Raw genomic sequence first — 16,893 nt, 5'->3', positions numbered from 1 at the left:
GCAGAATCTATTGGATACTTAGGGGGTTACAACACGGAAGCTTACTGTATCGTGTAGGAGGCTGATTTTTATTCCTACAAATCGTTGACACTATCCTATCTTTGATAATTTCTTGACAAACAGGAAAAAACGCTGTAAAGTAAAAGTGAAACTGCTGAGTCAGAAGAAACTGTTCTTATGGCGAAGCAGAAAGCACATTTTCTGACGCCGAATACGGGGTATGAGGCGGAAGGCAGGGCAGTTGCATACCTGTTTGCTGGAGTATTTCTGCGCCTTCCGAGGCGCTTTTTCGTTTTTTGGGAGGTTTGTTCATGGAAACAAGGGTCGCCATCATCGGGATCATTGTTGAAGACAATGGTTCGGTTGAGAAACTCAACAGCATCCTGCACAGCTACGGGGAGTACATCATTGGAAGAATGGGCCTGCCTTACCGTGAAAGGGGGATCAGCATCATCAGCATTGCCATCGACGCGCCCCAGGATATTATCAGCGCGTTGTCCGGAAAGCTGGGGAAGCTGCCCGGAATCAGCACAAAAACCTTGTACTCCAAGGTGACCGGAAAAGCGAGAAGAGAGGGATCCGATGAAGCATCTGATTGACAGGCTTTATGAGACAAGCACACTGACAGCGGCAGAATACAGGGAACTCATAGACAACAGGACGCCAGAGCTTGCGGAGTACCTGTTTGAGAAAGCACGGGACGTCCGCATCCGGCATTATGGCCACGATGTGTACCTTCGCGGCCTGATCGAGTTTACCAACCACTGCAAAAACGACTGCTATTATTGCGGCATACGCAGGAGCAACTGCCAGGCGGAGCGGTATCGCCTCACAAAGGAACAGATCCTGGAGTGCTGCGCCGTTGGCTATGAACTAGGCTTCCGCACGTTCGTGCTTCAGGGTGGCGAGGACGGGTATTACACCGACGAAAAGATGGTGGATATCATCAGGGCCATCAAGGCCAAATACCCGGATTGCGCCATCACCCTTTCCATAGGCGAAAAAAGCTATGACAGCTACAAAGCGTTTTTTGATGCCGGGGCGGATCGGTATCTTCTGCGCCATGAAACGGCAAACGTCGAGCATTATGGGAAGCTCCACCCAAAGAACCTGTCCCTGGAGAACAGGAAGCAATGCCTTTACAACCTGAAGGAAATTGGCTACCAGGTGGGATGCGGGTTCATGGTGGGGTCCCCGTATCAAACCACCGATTGCCTGGTGGACGATCTCCTGTTCATCCAGGAACTCAAGCCCCACATGGTGGGCATAGGGCCCTTCATACCGCACCATGCCACGCCGTTTGCAGGATTCAGCGGCGGAACGCTGGAGCTGACCCTGTTCCTGCTCGGAATCATCCGCCTGATGCTTCCGACGGTTCTGCTTCCTGCCACCACTGCTTTGGGGACCATCCACCCCAGGGGCCGGGAACTGGGGATCCTTGCAGGGGCCAATGTGGTCATGCCCAACCTGTCGCCCAGAAGCGTCAGGCCCAAGTATATGCTCTATGACAACAAGATCTGTACCGGGGATGAGGCCGCGGAATGCCGGCAATGCATGCAAAGAAGGATAGAGAGCATCGGCTATCGGGTGGTGGTCTCCCGGGGCGATCATAAATCATTTCAGAAAAAGGATTCTGAAGGGGAAGAGGTTTCTGACCCGATTAAGAAAGGAGCTTAACCATGTATAATCCTCAATCCATGAAAGCCGAAGAATTCATATCTCATGAGGAAGTGCTCGAAACACTGGAATATGCGGACAAGAACAAGCACAACAGCAGCCTCGTGGACAGCATCCTGGAAAAAGCCCGCGTCAGAAAGGGGCTGGACCACAGGGAGGCTTCGGTTCTGCTCGCCTGCGACATCCCGGAGAAGAACCAGGAGATCTATGCCCTTGCCGAGCAAATCAAAAAGGATATTTACGGCAACCGCATCGTCCTGTTCGCCCCCCTGTACCTTTCCAACTATTGCGTAAACGGCTGTGTGTATTGCCCATATCATAGGACCAACAAGCATATCACCCGAAAGAAGATGACCCAGGAGGAGGTCCGCCGGGAAGTAATTGCCCTCCAGGACATGGGGCATAAGCGCCTTGCCATAGAAGCCGGCGAAGATCCGGTCAACAACCCCATCGAATATATCCTGGAATGCATCGATACCATTTACAGCATCAAGCATAAAAACGGCGCTATACGCCGCGTCAATGTCAATATCGCTGCCACCTCGGTTGAAAACTACAGAAAGCTCAAGGAAGCCGGCATCGGCACCTACGTGCTTTTCCAGGAGACATATCACAAGGAAAGCTATGAAAAACTGCATCCCACCGGGCCCAAGCATGACTATGCCTACCACACCGAAGCCATGGACAGAGCCATGCAGGGCGGCATTGATGATGTGGGACTGGGCGTTCTCTTTGGCCTTGAAAACTACCGTTATGAGTTTGCAGCGCTCCTCATGCATGCCGAGCACCTGGAAGTCGTATACGGCGTAGGTCCGCACACCATCAGCGTACCCAGGATCCGCCCGGCCGATGACATCGACCCATCCGCCTTTGGCAATGGAATAAGCGATGATATCCTGGCCAAGATCGTCGCCTGCATCCGTATTGCCGTGCCGTATACGGGAATGATCGTATCCACCAGGGAAGGCAAGGCCACCAGGGAACGTCTGCTTCGCCTGGGCGTTTCCCAGATAAGCGGCGGATCCAGGACGAGTGTGGGAGGTTATGCGGAGCCCGAGCCCGAGGATGAGAATACGGCCCAGTTCGATGTCTATGACAGAAGGACCCTGGACGAAGTGGTCAGATGGCTGATGGAGCTTGGCTATGTTCCCAGCTTCTGCACAGCCTGCTACAGGGAGGGCAGAACCGGAGACAGGTTCATGAGACTGGCCAAGAGCGGGCAGATCCAGAACTGCTGCCATCCCAACGCCCTCATGACGCTGAAGGAATACCTGGAGGATTATGCAACGTCCGGGACAAAGGCCGTGGGCGAGGCACTGATCCAAAATGAAATAGGGACTATACCCAAGGAAAAGGTCAGAAAAATCCTGGAAGAAAACCTGGTCAGGATCGGCAATGGAAGCCGCGATATCCGGTTCTAAGGGAGGGGAAGTACATGGGATTTAATGAAACGCCATCCGCCAACCGCGTACATATTGGTTTCTTCGGCAAAAGGAATTCCGGCAAGTCGAGCCTGGTCAATGCCGTCACGGGGCAGGACCTGGCCGTCGTTTCCGATGTCAAGGGAACTACCACCGATCCCGTATACAAGGCCATGGAGCTGCTTCCCCTGGGCCCGGTTGTGATCATCGACACGGCTGGGATTGATGATGAGGGCGAGTTGGGCGAACTGCGCGTCAAAAAAAGCCGCCAGGTGCTCAACAAGACCGACATCGCCGTGCTGGTCATTGACGGATCATCCGGCATGACCAGGGAAGATGAGGAGTTGCTTGAGCTGATCAAGAAAAAGAATATTCCCTATGTCATCGCCTACAACAAAGCGGATCTTTCGGCCATGGAACAGCCTGAAGACGAGCGTGCCATCTGTGTCAGCGCCAAAACCGGCCACAACATTCATGAACTGAAGGAGAAAATTGCCGCTCTGGCAGCCAGGGACGAATCCCAGCGCAGGATCGTGGGCGATCTGATAAAACCGTCCGACTTTGTGGTGCTGGTCGTGCCCATTGACTCGGCGGCTCCGAAAGGGCGGCTGATACTGCCCCAGCAGCAGACTATCCGCGATGTCCTGGATGCCGGTGCCACCGCCATCGTGGTCAAGGAAACCGAGTACCGGGAAACCCTTGAAAGCCTGGGCAAAAAAACAAGGTTGGTCATTACCGACAGCCAGGCCTTTAAAAAGGTTTCGGCCGAAACGCCGGAGGATATTCCTCTGACCTCCTTTTCCATTCTCTTTGCCAGGTACAAGGGCAACCTGGGGATCGCCGTCAATGGGGCCAGGGCCCTGGAGACTCTCCGGGATGGGGATGTGATCCTCATTTCGGAAGGGTGCACGCACCACAGGCAGTGCGATGACATCGGTACGGTGAAGCTGCCCCGTTGGATAAGGCAGTATACCGGAAAACAGCTGGAATTCAAATTCACATCCGGTACCGAGTTTCCCGAGGATCTGTCCGGGTATAAGCTGATCGTCCACTGCGGGGGCTGCATGCTCAACGAGCGGGAGATGAAATACCGATACCAGTGCGCGGTGGATCAGAAAGTGCCCATCGTCAACTATGGCATCCTGATTGCCTACATCAACGGTATCCTGGACAGGTGCATCGCCATGTTCCCGAGCCTTTGACCTGATTTGGCTGAAACTGCTGAATCGCAATATATCGCAAGACGGATAAACCCCCGATGCCTGATACATCGGGGGTTTTCGCAGGATGGCGCTGTTATTGAGGATGATTGGCGTATTAAGTCCCAACACATGGCTTGTGGTGTTGCTGCGGTTATAGATGATTTGAAACCATAACGAGACGGTACAGGCGTTCAGGCTTGCTATTGAAAGCCAAGGCCAGCTCTTGTTATTATCCTTATCACGCCTTATGATATTTACCAGGGGCAATATCCATGCAATCAAACCCAGTACCAGGCTTCCGACATTCAGTAAGACGTACATTCTGAATCCCCTTTCTGCATTCAGCGATATTCTCCTGACATTTTACCTCACTTGAACCAATCCAGGCAAATTACGAAATTTCTATATTGCACTGCTATGATACTGGGTATATCATAATTGGATTTCAATGTTCCGAAGTGACGATAGATATGGCAGAGAAAAAAATGGCTGATCAGGGAGAAGCATCATGGTAAGTATACCCTCATTGTTTTCTATCATCTTCAGTTTGATCTGTGTCGTAGGCTTGTTTTTGGGTGTATATACGCTTTATTCAAATCCCGGATCGATGACCAACCGTCTCTTTTTTGCGTTGACAATAACGCTGGTTATCTGGTCGTTTGGGTTTGCCATGGCCATATCGGCGCCCAATCTTTCCATGTGCCTGTTCTGGAGAAGATTTGCTGCCATCGGATGGAGCACTTTCTTCAGCATCCTGCTGCATTTCATGATATCCCTGAGCGGCCGGACAGTTTTGCTTAATAAATGGTGGAAGTATGCGCTGCTCTATCTTCCTTCTGTGGTCTGCCTTTCCGTATTCACCTATATTCCCGGCCTCAACCCCCAGCAATTTAACATGGTCTATACGGAAATGGGATGGGTCAACGTCTCAATCAAGAACTTCTGGGATTGGTTTTTCATTCTTTATTACGTCAGCTATTCCCTGATGGGTGTGTATTTCGTATGGCAATGGGGAAAAACGGCGGACAGCAAAAACGTTAAAAAGCAATCCGGCATTATTACCAGGATGTTTACGCTTACCCTTATCATCGGAGCCTTTACGGAAAGTGTTGTGAACAATGTGTTCACTATAAAAATTCCGCAGCTGGCTCCGATCATCATGATGATTCCGGTGGCGGGCGTAAGTGTAGCCATGCAAAAATACGGCCTGCTGGACAACAGAAAGAATACCGCCGATTCACTCCTGTTCAGCGAACAGATCAGGACCCGGATCATACAATACCTGGCCAACGCATTGTTTGCAGCCAGCATCCTGAATATCATCACCATGTATTGCATATTGGGAAGCAATCTGGTTTCCACGCTGCTTCTCAGCAGTTTCATGATCATGGCAGGCGTGGCGCTTGGACTGAACCAGCGCTTAAACAAGAGTACGAATTATAAGGATAAAGTCTATGCTGTGACCTTTTTTGTACTGATACCCGTTCTGACACTGAGCTTTATTGAATATGCAAGCGTGACGGTCTGGGCGCTTGCGTTCCTTTTCCTCATCATCTCCATCGCAATGGTGAGCCGGGTTATACAGGTTGCCGTGGCCGCTTCCATCCTGCTGACCCAATTAACCATTTCCCTAATAAAACCCAGTATCGTGGTGCAAATCGACGCCGCAGACTATATGGGGCGGATAGGGATTAGCCTGATAACCATATGGGTGGCTTTTTTCGTCATGAATGTTTTCCGGTCAAAACTGCTGGAAAACGCGCATCAAATCAGCTTCCAGAACCTGGTTGAGAAGATTTCGGCCCGTTATGCCAGCGCAAATGAAAAAGATTTTGATGATGTCACCCAGGAAACACTGGAGAAAATAAGCGCATTTTTAAGGACGGATGCGGCTTCTGTTTACCTGTTCGGCCCGGAAAAGGATATCCTGACCTGTTCCCATTCATGGCCTGATGGTCAGCATTCAGACAGCGCAGGTCACAAGACCATCAGGCTGGCTGATTATCCTCGTTTTCACGGTAAACTTCCCAGCGCCCAGGTGCTGGAGGTCTATGATCTGAATGATTTGCCGTCTGAGGAATGTGACGATTTGGTCAAGATTTTCGGCAGGCAGGTTAAATCATTGCTCATACTGCCCATCGAAAACAATGAAAACGTCTATGGCTATCTGGTGCTGCAGTCGGTTATGACGCATAGGGCATGGCTTACAATAGACAAGAACAACCTGATGATCATTGCGGATATTCTTGCAGTAACCATGGAGCGGATACGGCAGGAAAAGCAGATACACTACATGGCATATTATGACCTTTTGACCGGGTTTCCCAACCGCACATTGTTCAAGGACCGTTTAAGCCAGGCCGTTCTGCGGGCGGAGCGGAAAAGCGAAATCTTAGCGGTCCTGCTGCTGGATCTGGACGCTTTCAAGAATGTCAATGACACGATTGGTTACGAGGGGGGAGATGCACTCATCCTGGAGGTCTCCTGCAAATTATGCCAGTCGCTGCGTAAATCGGATACGGTGTCCCGTTTCGGCGAGGATGAGTTTTTAATCCTGGTCCAGAACATAGGAAGCACCAAAGATGTCATCAAGATTGTCAATAAAGTGATGCAGGTCTTCAAAAAACCGTTCACTGTACATAACCAGGAGCTTTATATTTCCGCCAGTGTGGGTATAGCAGTGTACCCCTTTGACGGCAGCGACGCCGACAGCCTGATAAAAAATGCGGATATCGCCATGAGTCAGGCCAAGTCCAGGGGAAAAGGCCAGTACTGCCTGTGTACGGCCGAGATGAAGGAAGAGGTCTTGCTGAAGCATGAACTGTCCAACAAGCTGTACAGGGCGATAGACAACAATGAACTGTTTTTGCAGTACCAGCCCATGGTATCGGCCAAAACAGGCGAACTTCTTTGCGTTGAGGCATTGGTGCGCTGGCAGCAGCCGGATCATGGTCTGATCAGTCCGGGACTCTTCATTCCGCTGGCTGAACAGAACGGATTGATTGGTCCGATAGGCGAATGGGTTTTAAGGACGGCTTGCAGACAAGCAAAAGCATGGCAGGACATGGGATTACCGCCTGTACATATTTCGGTGAATGTGTCCGTGTTCCAGTTGCTCAATCCCAAATTTGTAACTGTTTTGAAAAACATACTTGCCGAGACCGGCCTGAAGCCGGAATATCTGGATCTGGAAATTACCGAAAGTGTAGCGGTGAAGGAATTTGACAATATACTCAGCGTGCTGAAGGAGTTGCGGGAGTTGGGCGTAGAAATATCCATCGATGACTTCGGTACGGAGTATTCCTCCCTGAGCAGGCTCAACCACATGCCGGCCAATCGCATCAAGATCGACAGGAGTTTTATCAGCAACCTGTTCAGCAGTGATAAGGAGCAGACCCTGGTAAAAGGCATGATCCACCTGTCCCAGACACTCGGGCTCCGGGTCGTTGCTGAAGGCGTTGAGCATGAAGAGCAGGCCAGGTTCCTGCGGGAGCATGGGTGTGACGAGATCCAGGGTTATTATATCAGCCGCCCGGCCCATGCCGAGGATTTGCTGAAGCTTTTTAGCAATGCATAATTCCATAGTGATTCGAATTATTCTGTCGTAAATCCCTGTCTTTTTCCTTATCATTGCAGGTTTTCTCACAAAAACCTATCTCTGCTTCTGCTGGCATATGCCCGCGGTCTGGAAGCATCAAGCGGAGTCGGTTCTGACTTATTTCGCCTCGACATGGAATATATTGATAAATAAAGTATAGTTTGCTATATTTAATTATTAAATACAACAGGTGCTTTGAAGTATTTATGGAATACAACAGTTATTTATAGGACAAAGATTGCTGGCATTATATTTTAGTATGCTTGAAACAGATGTACTGTTGAAAGGGCAGAGGCAATGATTGAGGTTATCGATTTATCCAAGAGCTATGCAAAAAATCAACAAATCCTGAGCAATGTTTGCATAAAATTGGACGACAACCGCATCCATTTCCTGATGGGCAAGAACGGAAGCGGCAAAACAACATTTTTAAAATGCCTTTTGGGATTGGAAGGTTATGAAGGTTGTATAACCTTCGGAGGCAAACCGGTGCATCGGATACAAGACCGCCTCTTTGCTATCTTTGATGATGTACCGCTTTATGATAATTTGAACGGATACCAAAACATCAGGCTACTTCTGGAAGATTCGGGAACCTGTGATCCAGAAAAAATTGAAGAATTGTCCTTGTTATCATCTCATAAATTGCGGAAACGCGTGAAGGATTATTCCTTAGGCGAGAAGAAAAAGCTTGCCCTGATTGTCGCCTTACTTCAAAAAACCAAATATTTGTTCATTGATGAGATCTCCAATGGTCTAGATGCCGAAACGCTTGAGATACTCCAGGAAAACCTGAAAAAGCTCAAAAAGGAATCTCTGATACTTGTGACCGGCCACCATTTTGATTTCTATGAAAAAATAATAGACGAGTTATATCTTATTCGTGACAACACAATAACGCATATTATCGATTATGCAAAAGGCGGTGAGACACTCCATGATATCTACAGGAAATATCTCCAAAATCATTAAAAGGGAAATGTATTATCAATGGCATTCAAAATCGGTGGCCATGTTGTTTATCATATTGTTGTTCTTGAATATCATTCACCTTGTCGGGCTTTATGACGGCGTAATATCCGCATACGAAAGGTTTAAAATTACTGAAAATATTTTCGTTTTTTGCACATCAGGTTTTCAATTTCACTGGTCGGTTCAGGATGTTTCAAGTGCTTCCGATAAACGAATTTACGGGTATGACCGTGGTTGTTTTATCTGTGGCTGTCTTTTTGACGCTATGCTATGTTATAGCGAGCAAACGAAGCGCATACAGCTGAACGGAGCACCATAAAACAACATAAGAGGCTTTTGAGGGGCTGTCGAAAGAAAAACGGGACGGCTCTTTTTTTCTTGGTGATGATTACATGAAAAGGCGGATTGAGGTGCATGGAAGCCGGGTGATGAGGATAAGGTTGTTAAGCATTACTACTCATGGCATATTTTTTCTTGTTTTGGTATAATGGTTAGCGTTTGGTGCTCGCCGGCTTTGCTTTTGCGCCTGTAAATAAATAAAATGATATGAGGAGGACTTTTATCATCATGCACAAGAAATACCTTAGAAGAACCATAACGGTTATCGCCATATTGGCGATGCTCGCAGGAATCTGTGCTGTTCCTGCGCTGGCATCAGGTTTTCAGCATGAGGCAGAAGCAAAAATCCTGAATGATTTATCGCTGATGGAAGGTATGGGTCTGGGTGACCCGGTCAACAGGATCCAGGGCCTCATTTTTGCGCTCAAGGCAGCGGGCCTGAAAGATGAAGTTGAGGCGCTGACGGACAGCGAAACCGCCAGGATTCTTGAAAATGTCATTGATGCCGCTGAGATTCCCACATGGGGAAGAAAATGGGCGGCTTATGCAGTAAAAAACAACTATACAACCGGTGTGGATGCCAGCATCCATCCAAGGATTAAGTTTGCTCCCCTTCAGGAGGTTTCCGGCAGGGCCTTTTTGACCTGGATCCTTAAGATAGGTATGGGCTATTCCGATGTGGGGACCAACAATGCGGTTGATGTTGCTGTAAAAAGTGGCGTTATCAGTGCGGGACAGGCCGAGGAACTTGAAAGCAAAACGGCTTTGATTCGGGATGACGCCGCCGGCATTCTCTATGGCGCTTGCAAGAACGGGGTAAATGCCGATGGGACAGCATTTATCCAGTCCCTTGTCAATATTGGTTTCATTCCGATGGATAAGGCCGTGGATGCAGGCTTTACTGTTTCCCCGCCAGTCAAGGAAATAGGAATTGATAAGGTTGAAGCCATTGCACAGGATAAAATAGCCATTACGCTGAAAGGTGAGTTCAATAGCTTCGTTACGGAGGATCTGCTGGTTACAAGACGGGCAAGCATTAAGGAAAGCAAGGGTGATTTTGCAAGCGATCCGCAGACCATAAAAATTACAAATGCCAGTACAAGCCAAATCGGCCGAAATACTGTTGTTACGCTGACCCTTGCTGAAAAACTGGCCTACGACCTGAATACGCCGGTCTATGTTTTTGTGGTGGGAAATGCTTCGAAAAACAATTACGGGCAGACGCTGAAAGTGGATTATAACAAGGCTTATCCTGTCGCCGACAGGATCGCTCCCGTGCTTTACGATGATGGGGATAAGGATACCCCGAAATCTTATGAGAAAGAGAATGGCCGGGTGGCTGACTACCTGGATGTGAATATCGACCGGAACCTCTTTACCCTGTATTTCTCAGAAGGACTGCAGGCTTACAATGCGGAAGAACTGAAAAAAGCGGGAGAAGATCTGGTTCTGGTCATGGGTGGGAAGCAGCTTGTGAACGGTAAAGATTATGAAGTATATAGTATCATTCATGACAAGGTAACCATCATGCTGCTTTCCGACGACTATATCGGTTATGACGGCGAGATCCGGATAAAAACAGCAGATAAAGTCAATTATCTGAAAGATTATAACGGCAACGCCTTGGCACCGTTTGATATCAAGGCGGAAGTGGTCTTGGCGGGTGCGTTTAAGACCGTCATGATAACAGCACCGGATACGGTTGAAATCACCATAACTGAAAAACTGGCCGGTTGGAAGGGCGATTTTGATTCGTTCCTGACCTTCGAACTGGAAGGTAAAAAAACGGCGCTGAAGCATTACGAGGTCAAGGAAGACAAGATTATTTTGAAACTTGGCCGGAATCTGGCTCCCGGTGAGCAATTCAGGGTGGTATACAAACCGACTGGCGAAAGCGGGTTGATCGACCTGAAAGGAATTTTCGTATACGAATTTAGTTTTACAATGATCCGTTGAGGATACCGGGCAAACATAGGGGCGCTACTTTGTATGAAAGTAAACCGGCATGTCCTGCTTAAAAACGTTAGGGATATGCCGGTTTATCATTTCTGGAAAATCACGATTCCTGCAATCATCAGGCCAACGCCGATTAATTTGCTCCATTCAAAGCATGTCTTCTCGGTGCCGAAAAGCCCAAAGCCTTCAATCAGGCAGGAGGTCACAAGCTGCGCCAACAGGATGAGCATGGTGGCATAAGCCGGTCCAAGGCTGGATATGCTCTTGATGACCGTGAAGGTGATCAATGCGCCGATAACGCCACCGAGCAGGTAGAGCTTGTTATCCACACTGAAGACCGAGAGCAGGTTTTCCCGCTCAGCAAATAACCATATGGCGATGCTGGTGAGAAAAGCGGAAAAATGCACCCAGGTATTGGTGGTCCACATCTTGGACGAATCCATCAGGCGTGTGTTGAAAACGCCCTGAACGCTCATCAAAAGTCCCGCCAACAAACCAAAAAGTATACCGACCAATCGATCTCCTCCAATACCAAAGAATAATTTGAAAAAGAACCTCTCGAAGTCATAAACCCGACATTATTGTTGCCAGTCACGCCTGACATATTCCCGGAAATGTTTGACCTTGGATTCGATGTGCTCTTATTGGAACTTACCGTTTTCAATTGTCCTGCCGCGCAGTTCATGATATTGGAAAGGCCTGTTTATGGGTGATAGGGGTAGCATACGGAAATGTGCTGCCGAATAGGATATCCCTGTGAGAAATTCCCGGGGAGAATAAGCATGGGCTATTATCTCAATGTAAACAATATCAGCATTTATGTTGAGGATCCCTATCCAAAAGGTGTTAAGACCATTCTTTTCCTGCACGGCTGGCCGGGAAGCCATCGCCTGTTTGAATACCAGTTCGATAAACTGCCCCAGTTGGGCTACCGATGTATCGGCATCGATACAAGGGGCTTTGGAAACTCGGATAAACCCTTTGAAGGATACGATTACGATACCCTGTCGGATGATGTAAGGGGAGTGGTGGAAGCCCTGGGCCTCAGGGATTTCACCCTTGCCGGGCATTCCACCGGCGGCGCGATAGCGGCCAGGTACATGGGACGCCATCTGGGATATGGCGTCAGAAAACTGGTTCTCATCGCGGCAGCCGTACCGAGCCTGATCCGGCGGCAGGATTTTCCGTTCGGCATTGAGCAGGAAAGGGTCCTGCAGATAATTGAAGGGACCTACAATGACCGGCCGCAAATGCTCCGGGATTTTGGCGATAACTTCTTCTTTCAGCATACCTCACAGGCTTTCTCGGATTGGTTCTTCCAGATAGGTCTGCAGGCGGCAGGCTGGGCAACAGCGGCCATTGCCAGGACCTGGATTGACGAAGTCCTTTTCACCGATCTGGAGTCCATCGGGGTACCCACCATGATCATCCATGGCATCCATGACAAGGTTGTTCCATTCCAGCTGGCAGAGGTACAGCACAGGATGATCAGGAACTCCATACTGGTGCCCCTCAGTTTTTCCGGGCATGGCTCCTTCTATGAACAGAGGGATGAGTTTAATGATACCCTGGTAAAGTTTATTGAAAGCTGAACGTTGGAAATGAAGCTTAATGGGCAGCTTCAGCATTAACCATCTGCTGCGGGATGTTTGGGCAGATGGTTTTTCTTTACCAGCCGCGATTCCCATATTTGAACACTTTGCATGCTTGATTGGATGTGTTGTCGCCAATCCCAAGCAGATGGCCATAGATAGACGAGAAGAGCGGTATGCTGCCATCCGGGACGGTGCGGATACGGCCTATTCGTTTATTGAATGATTTCAATAAGAAGCTGCCGGATGGTGGTATTATTTAATATAGAGTCTATACGCAGTGAAAGAAAAACCAGAAGGAATTCGAGCGCATCATGCTGTTGCCCATGAAGTATTGCCGATAGCCCGGCATCTTGCATGAGAGGAGCGAACGGTATATCAAGTATAAGCATCGCTTAACGTCTGTACTTGTTAAAGGTGGGGGGTAAAATGCCTTTGAAGATTCTGTTAGTGGACGATTCTGCCACAGAACGTCAGCAGATTCAAATGTCGCTGAGTCAGTATCATGTCATATCGGCAAGCAGCGGTTTTGAAGCCATGCGTCTGTTGGAGGAGCATCCGGACATTGCCCTGATCATACTGGATCTCAACATGCCCGGAATGGACGGTTTCCAAGTTCTGGATAAGCTCAGGTCCGATGAGCGGTACGGCAAAATACGCATCATCATTTTAACTGACAATGACGAACCGGAAAATGAGGTCAGGGGGTTGCGAATGGGGGCGGTGGATTATATCCGGAAGCCCTTTCAAAAGGAATCGCTGACGGCCAGGATTGGGATCCATGCCGAACTCCTCCGCATCCAGCAGGAATTGGGGCAGAAGATGCGCGACCAGAAGCTGACTGTGGATACCATTTTTAAACAGGTGCCCGTCGGTATAGCGGTTTCCCATAATTATGCGCCCGCAACGGAAGAGGAAAACCCCTATTTCGATGTCAATCCCCTGTTTGAAAAGATTAGCGGGAGAAACAGGGATGAACTGCTCAGGCTGGGGTGGGCAAAAATAACCCATCCTGATGATTTGGAAGAAGATCTGGCAAACTACAGGAGGCTCAAGACAGGAGAAATTGAAAGCTATGCGATGGATAAGCGGCTGATCAGGCCCGATGGCTCCATCGTATGGGTGCATATGATCGTAGCTTCCCTGCCCCTGTCCGACGAACATCAATACAACCATGTCTGCCTGGTGCAGGATATCACCGAACGCAAGGCCATTGAAAAAGCGTTAAGGGAAAGCGAACGCAGCAAATCCGTGCTTCTATCCCATCTGCCCGGCCTGGCCTACAGATGCAATTACGATCGGAACTGGACCATGCAATATGTATCAGAGGGATGCTTCAAGTTAACCGGCTACCGGCCCGAAAGCCTTCTGTTCAATAAGGAACTGTCCTTCAACGATATCATTGCCCCGGAGTACCGTGAACTGCTCTGGGAGGAATGGAAGCGTATCCTTCCGGCAAGGCAGCCGTTCAAGTACGAATATGAAATCATCACAGCCAATGGAGAACGGAAATGGGTCCTGGAGATGGGGGAAGGGGTTTACAGCGCGTCTGGAGAGGTTGAAGCCGTTGAAGGGATCATCATCGACATTACCGATCGGAAGGAAATGGAGGATAAGCTTAAATACAGCATCGAGCATGACCGGTGGACAGGACTCTACAATCTGAATTATCTTGAAGAACTCCTGGATCGCGAAGCACAAAACAGCGACGAGACACGGGCATTGGTGGGCATCAACCTGAGCACCGTCCAGTCGCTCGCCACGACTTACGGCTATCATTACACCCAGGGTTTGATCAAAATTGTCGCGAATGCCCTCGCAAAACTTTGCACAGACAAGAGGATGCTGTTCAGTACGTACGAAAACCAGTTTGCCTTCTATCTCAAAGGCTACCGCGAAAAAAACGAGCTGCTTGAGTTCTGCGACAGCATTGTGAGCACGCTGGAATCCCTGCTGGCCGTGGAGAGGATTACCGGCGGTATCGGAATTGTTGAGGTGGATCCGATTAAATGCCAGGATGCAGAACGGCTTCTGAAGAACCTGCTGGTTGCTTCCGAAAGGGCGATGAACTCCGGCGACAAAGAATTCGGCATATGTTTTTATGACGCCGAACTGGAACAGGAGATCATTCGTCAAAACGATATCAAAAATGAGCTTGCCGCAATAGTCTCCGGGGAGGAGAACGGCGGCCTGTATCTGCAATATCAGCCCATACTCGATCTTAAAACGAACCGGATCTGTGCCTTTGAGGCTTTGGCCAGGCTGAACAGCGCCAGGTTGGGTCGGGTGTCACCCCTGGAGTTCATTCCCATTGCAGAAAAAACCAAGCTCATCATCCCGCTGGGCTGGAAGGTTATCCGTCAGGCCTTGGGCTTTCTCAATAAACTGAAGGAAAAGGGACATGGCGATATCAGCGTATCGGTCAATGTGTCCGTCATCCAGCTGCTGAGTAAGGACTTCGCAAGCACCCTGTTCGGGCTGATCGGCCAGATGCAGGTTGAACCTGCCAATATATGCCTTGAGATCACGGAATCGGTTTTCTCTTCGGACTTTGAACAGATCAACAACATACTGCGGGAACTGAGGGAAGCCGGCCTGTCCATAGCCATTGATGATTTCGGAACGGGTTATTCCTCTCTGGCCAGGGAAAGGGAACTGAACATCAACTGCCTGAAGATAGACAAGGCCTTCATTGACAACCTGGCATGGCTTAATCCGGAAAAAGCGGTTATTGGCGATATCATATCCATGGCCCATAAATTTGGACACTACGTGGTCGCAGAAGGCGTGGAGCAGGAAAAACAGAGGCAGTTTTTGGTCGGATGTGGCTGCGACAAGATCCAGGGCTACCTGATCAGCAAACCCCTGGATGAAAAGGATGCCGTCGCGTTATTGGCGTAAGTTGTGGGTTGTCATGAAATATCCAATCTGCTTTATACTTGATGCTCCTTGGGAACTCAAGTTTTCGAGGGGCTTTTTGCAGCCGATCATTCCCCCCACATGATGCCGATGGGAACGATAATCCCGTACATGATGCTTATTTTACAGAAGTTTGAAGCATCCTATAAAAGCATGGATTCACGACCGCAGAGGTGAGGGTATGGAGCTGTTTATGCCGGAGCGGGTCATTTTCGATCCCCCGAGCCTGGAATATCCGTTGGGACAAAAAATCTATGATTACTTCAGGGATAAACCGGTGGCCATCATCAAAACCGGCGCCAGGACAGCGGCCCGTTCCATACCGGGGACAACCCCCGCGGGGATGTATGCCCAGGCAAAGAAAACACTGCTGGTTACAATCAACAAACTTAGCAAACTGGATGTATGCAAACCTTCCGCGGACTACCAGTTCTCCCTGGTAAGCAATTGCCCGGCTCACTGTGAATACTGCTATCTGCAATCCACCCAGGGATCTAAGCCGTATCTTAAGGTTTTCGTCAACCTGGAGGATATCTTTTCGGTGATCGAAGACCATATCCGGCAGAATGGAGATAAAATCACCACCTTTGAAGCGGCGAGCCTGGGAGATCCCCTGGCCCTGGAACATATTACGGGTAGCCTTGCAAAAACCATAGTATTTTTTGCGGGCCTGGAGCATGGAAGGCTCAGGGTGGTGACCAAATTCCCTCATGTGGATTCCCTGCTGGATCTTCCACATAACCGGCATACCCTTTTCAGGATAAGCATCAATACCGATTATGTCATCAGCACTTTCGAACATAACACTGCCAGCCTGGATGAACGGATGGAGGCCATCGCCAAACTGGGACGTGCAGGTTATCCCATTGGCTTTATTGTAGCTCCCATCATGCAGCATGAGAACTGGAAGGAAGCATATGATCTGCTGTTCCGGAAATTAGAGGAACGGCTGGGACCTGAACTCAGCCGGAAAGAATTGAACTTTGAGCTGATCCAATACCGTTTCACAGCTGTTGCCAAGGAACTTATCCTTCAGCGATTTCCCAATACCAGGCTGGATATGGACGAGGCAAAAAGAAGCCTGAAATGGGGCAGGTTTGGAAGGTATAAATATGTGTATCAAAAGGAAGAGGCCGAAGAACTCAAGGAATACCTGACCTCGCTCATACTGGGAAGATTCCCGGAAGCCAAAGTACAGTATTTCACTTGACGGAACA

General features: G+C 49.1%; 12 protein-coding genes. 11 read left to right on the top strand and 1 reads right to left on the bottom strand.

All coding sequences use genetic code 11. From position 1 onward, the window contains the following. The first annotated feature begins 311 nt into the window (after positions 1–311). From F3H12_RS02995 to F3H12_RS02965, 7 genes are all read left to right on the top strand, one after another. Entirely contained in the window at positions 312–599 is a 288-nt protein-coding gene (locus F3H12_RS02995; RefSeq protein WP_149677867.1) for a TM1266 family iron-only hydrogenase system putative regulator, read from the top strand. After that, positions 583–1,677 carry a [FeFe] hydrogenase H-cluster radical SAM maturase HydE gene (gene hydE / locus F3H12_RS02990; RefSeq protein ID WP_149677866.1) on the top strand — a complete coding sequence of 365 codons (1,095 nt, stop codon included), beginning with the start codon at positions 583–585 and terminating at the stop codon, positions 1,675–1,677. The genes F3H12_RS02995 and hydE overlap by 17 nt, the downstream gene beginning before the upstream one ends. Positions 1,678–1,679: 2 nt before the next feature. After that, entirely contained in the window at positions 1,680–3,098 is a 1,419-nt protein-coding gene (hydG, locus tag F3H12_RS02985; RefSeq protein WP_149677865.1) for a [FeFe] hydrogenase H-cluster radical SAM maturase HydG, read from the top strand. Between the two features lie 14 nt (positions 3,099–3,112). Next, positions 3,113–4,300 carry a [FeFe] hydrogenase H-cluster maturation GTPase HydF gene (hydF, locus tag F3H12_RS02980; RefSeq protein ID WP_149677864.1) on the top strand — a complete coding sequence of 396 codons (1,188 nt, stop codon included), beginning with the start codon at positions 3,113–3,115 and terminating at the stop codon, positions 4,298–4,300. 508 nt (positions 4,301–4,808) lie between these two features. Beyond that, entirely contained in the window at positions 4,809–7,877 is a 3,069-nt protein-coding gene (locus F3H12_RS02975) for an EAL domain-containing protein (RefSeq protein WP_149677863.1), read from the top strand. Positions 7,878–8,195: 318 nt separating this feature from the next. After that, positions 8,196–8,870 (top strand): ATP-binding cassette domain-containing protein, encoded by a 675-nt coding sequence (locus tag F3H12_RS02970; RefSeq protein WP_149677862.1) that lies wholly within the window; start codon positions 8,196–8,198, stop codon positions 8,868–8,870. A 567-nt stretch (positions 8,871–9,437) separates the two neighbouring features. After that, the gene (locus F3H12_RS02965) at positions 9,438–11,165 is read left to right on the top strand and encodes a hypothetical protein (RefSeq protein ID WP_149677861.1); all 1,728 of its coding nucleotides are present in this window, start codon (positions 9,438–9,440) and stop codon (positions 11,163–11,165) included. An 86-nt stretch (positions 11,166–11,251) separates the two neighbouring features. Here the strand turns inward: F3H12_RS02965 and F3H12_RS02960 are convergent, their stop codons facing one another. After that, entirely contained in the window at positions 11,252–11,680 is a 429-nt protein-coding gene (locus F3H12_RS02960; RefSeq protein WP_149677860.1) for a DMT family transporter, read from the bottom strand. Between the two features lie 267 nt (positions 11,681–11,947). On the opposite strand from F3H12_RS02960, the gene F3H12_RS02955 reads away from it, so the two are divergent. From F3H12_RS02955 to splB, 4 genes are all read left to right on the top strand, one after another. Beyond that, the gene (locus F3H12_RS02955; RefSeq protein WP_149677859.1) at positions 11,948–12,757 is read left to right on the top strand and encodes an alpha/beta fold hydrolase; all 810 of its coding nucleotides are present in this window, start codon (positions 11,948–11,950) and stop codon (positions 12,755–12,757) included. Between the two features lie 19 nt (positions 12,758–12,776). Beyond that, positions 12,777–12,983: a hypothetical protein gene (locus F3H12_RS02950; RefSeq protein WP_149677858.1), complete on the top strand. Its 207-nt coding sequence runs from the start codon at positions 12,777–12,779 to the stop codon at positions 12,981–12,983. 203 nt (positions 12,984–13,186) lie between these two features. Continuing rightward, complete coding sequence (locus F3H12_RS02945; RefSeq protein ID WP_149677857.1) at positions 13,187–15,658, top strand: two-component system response regulator; 2,472 nt, start codon at positions 13,187–13,189, stop codon at positions 15,656–15,658. Between the two features lie 199 nt (positions 15,659–15,857). Continuing rightward, the gene (splB, locus tag F3H12_RS02940; RefSeq protein ID WP_149677856.1) at positions 15,858–16,886 is read left to right on the top strand and encodes a spore photoproduct lyase; all 1,029 of its coding nucleotides are present in this window, start codon (positions 15,858–15,860) and stop codon (positions 16,884–16,886) included. The last annotated feature ends 7 nt before the right edge of the window (positions 16,887–16,893 follow it).

This window comes from Thermoclostridium caenicola (assembly GCF_900142095.1).
Taxonomy (GTDB): domain Bacteria; phylum Bacillota; class Clostridia; order DSM-8532; family DSM-8532; genus Thermoclostridium_A; species Thermoclostridium_A caenicola.
The sequence above is the reverse complement of the archived record's forward strand: the minus strand, read 5'-3'. Positions and strand labels throughout refer to the sequence as shown.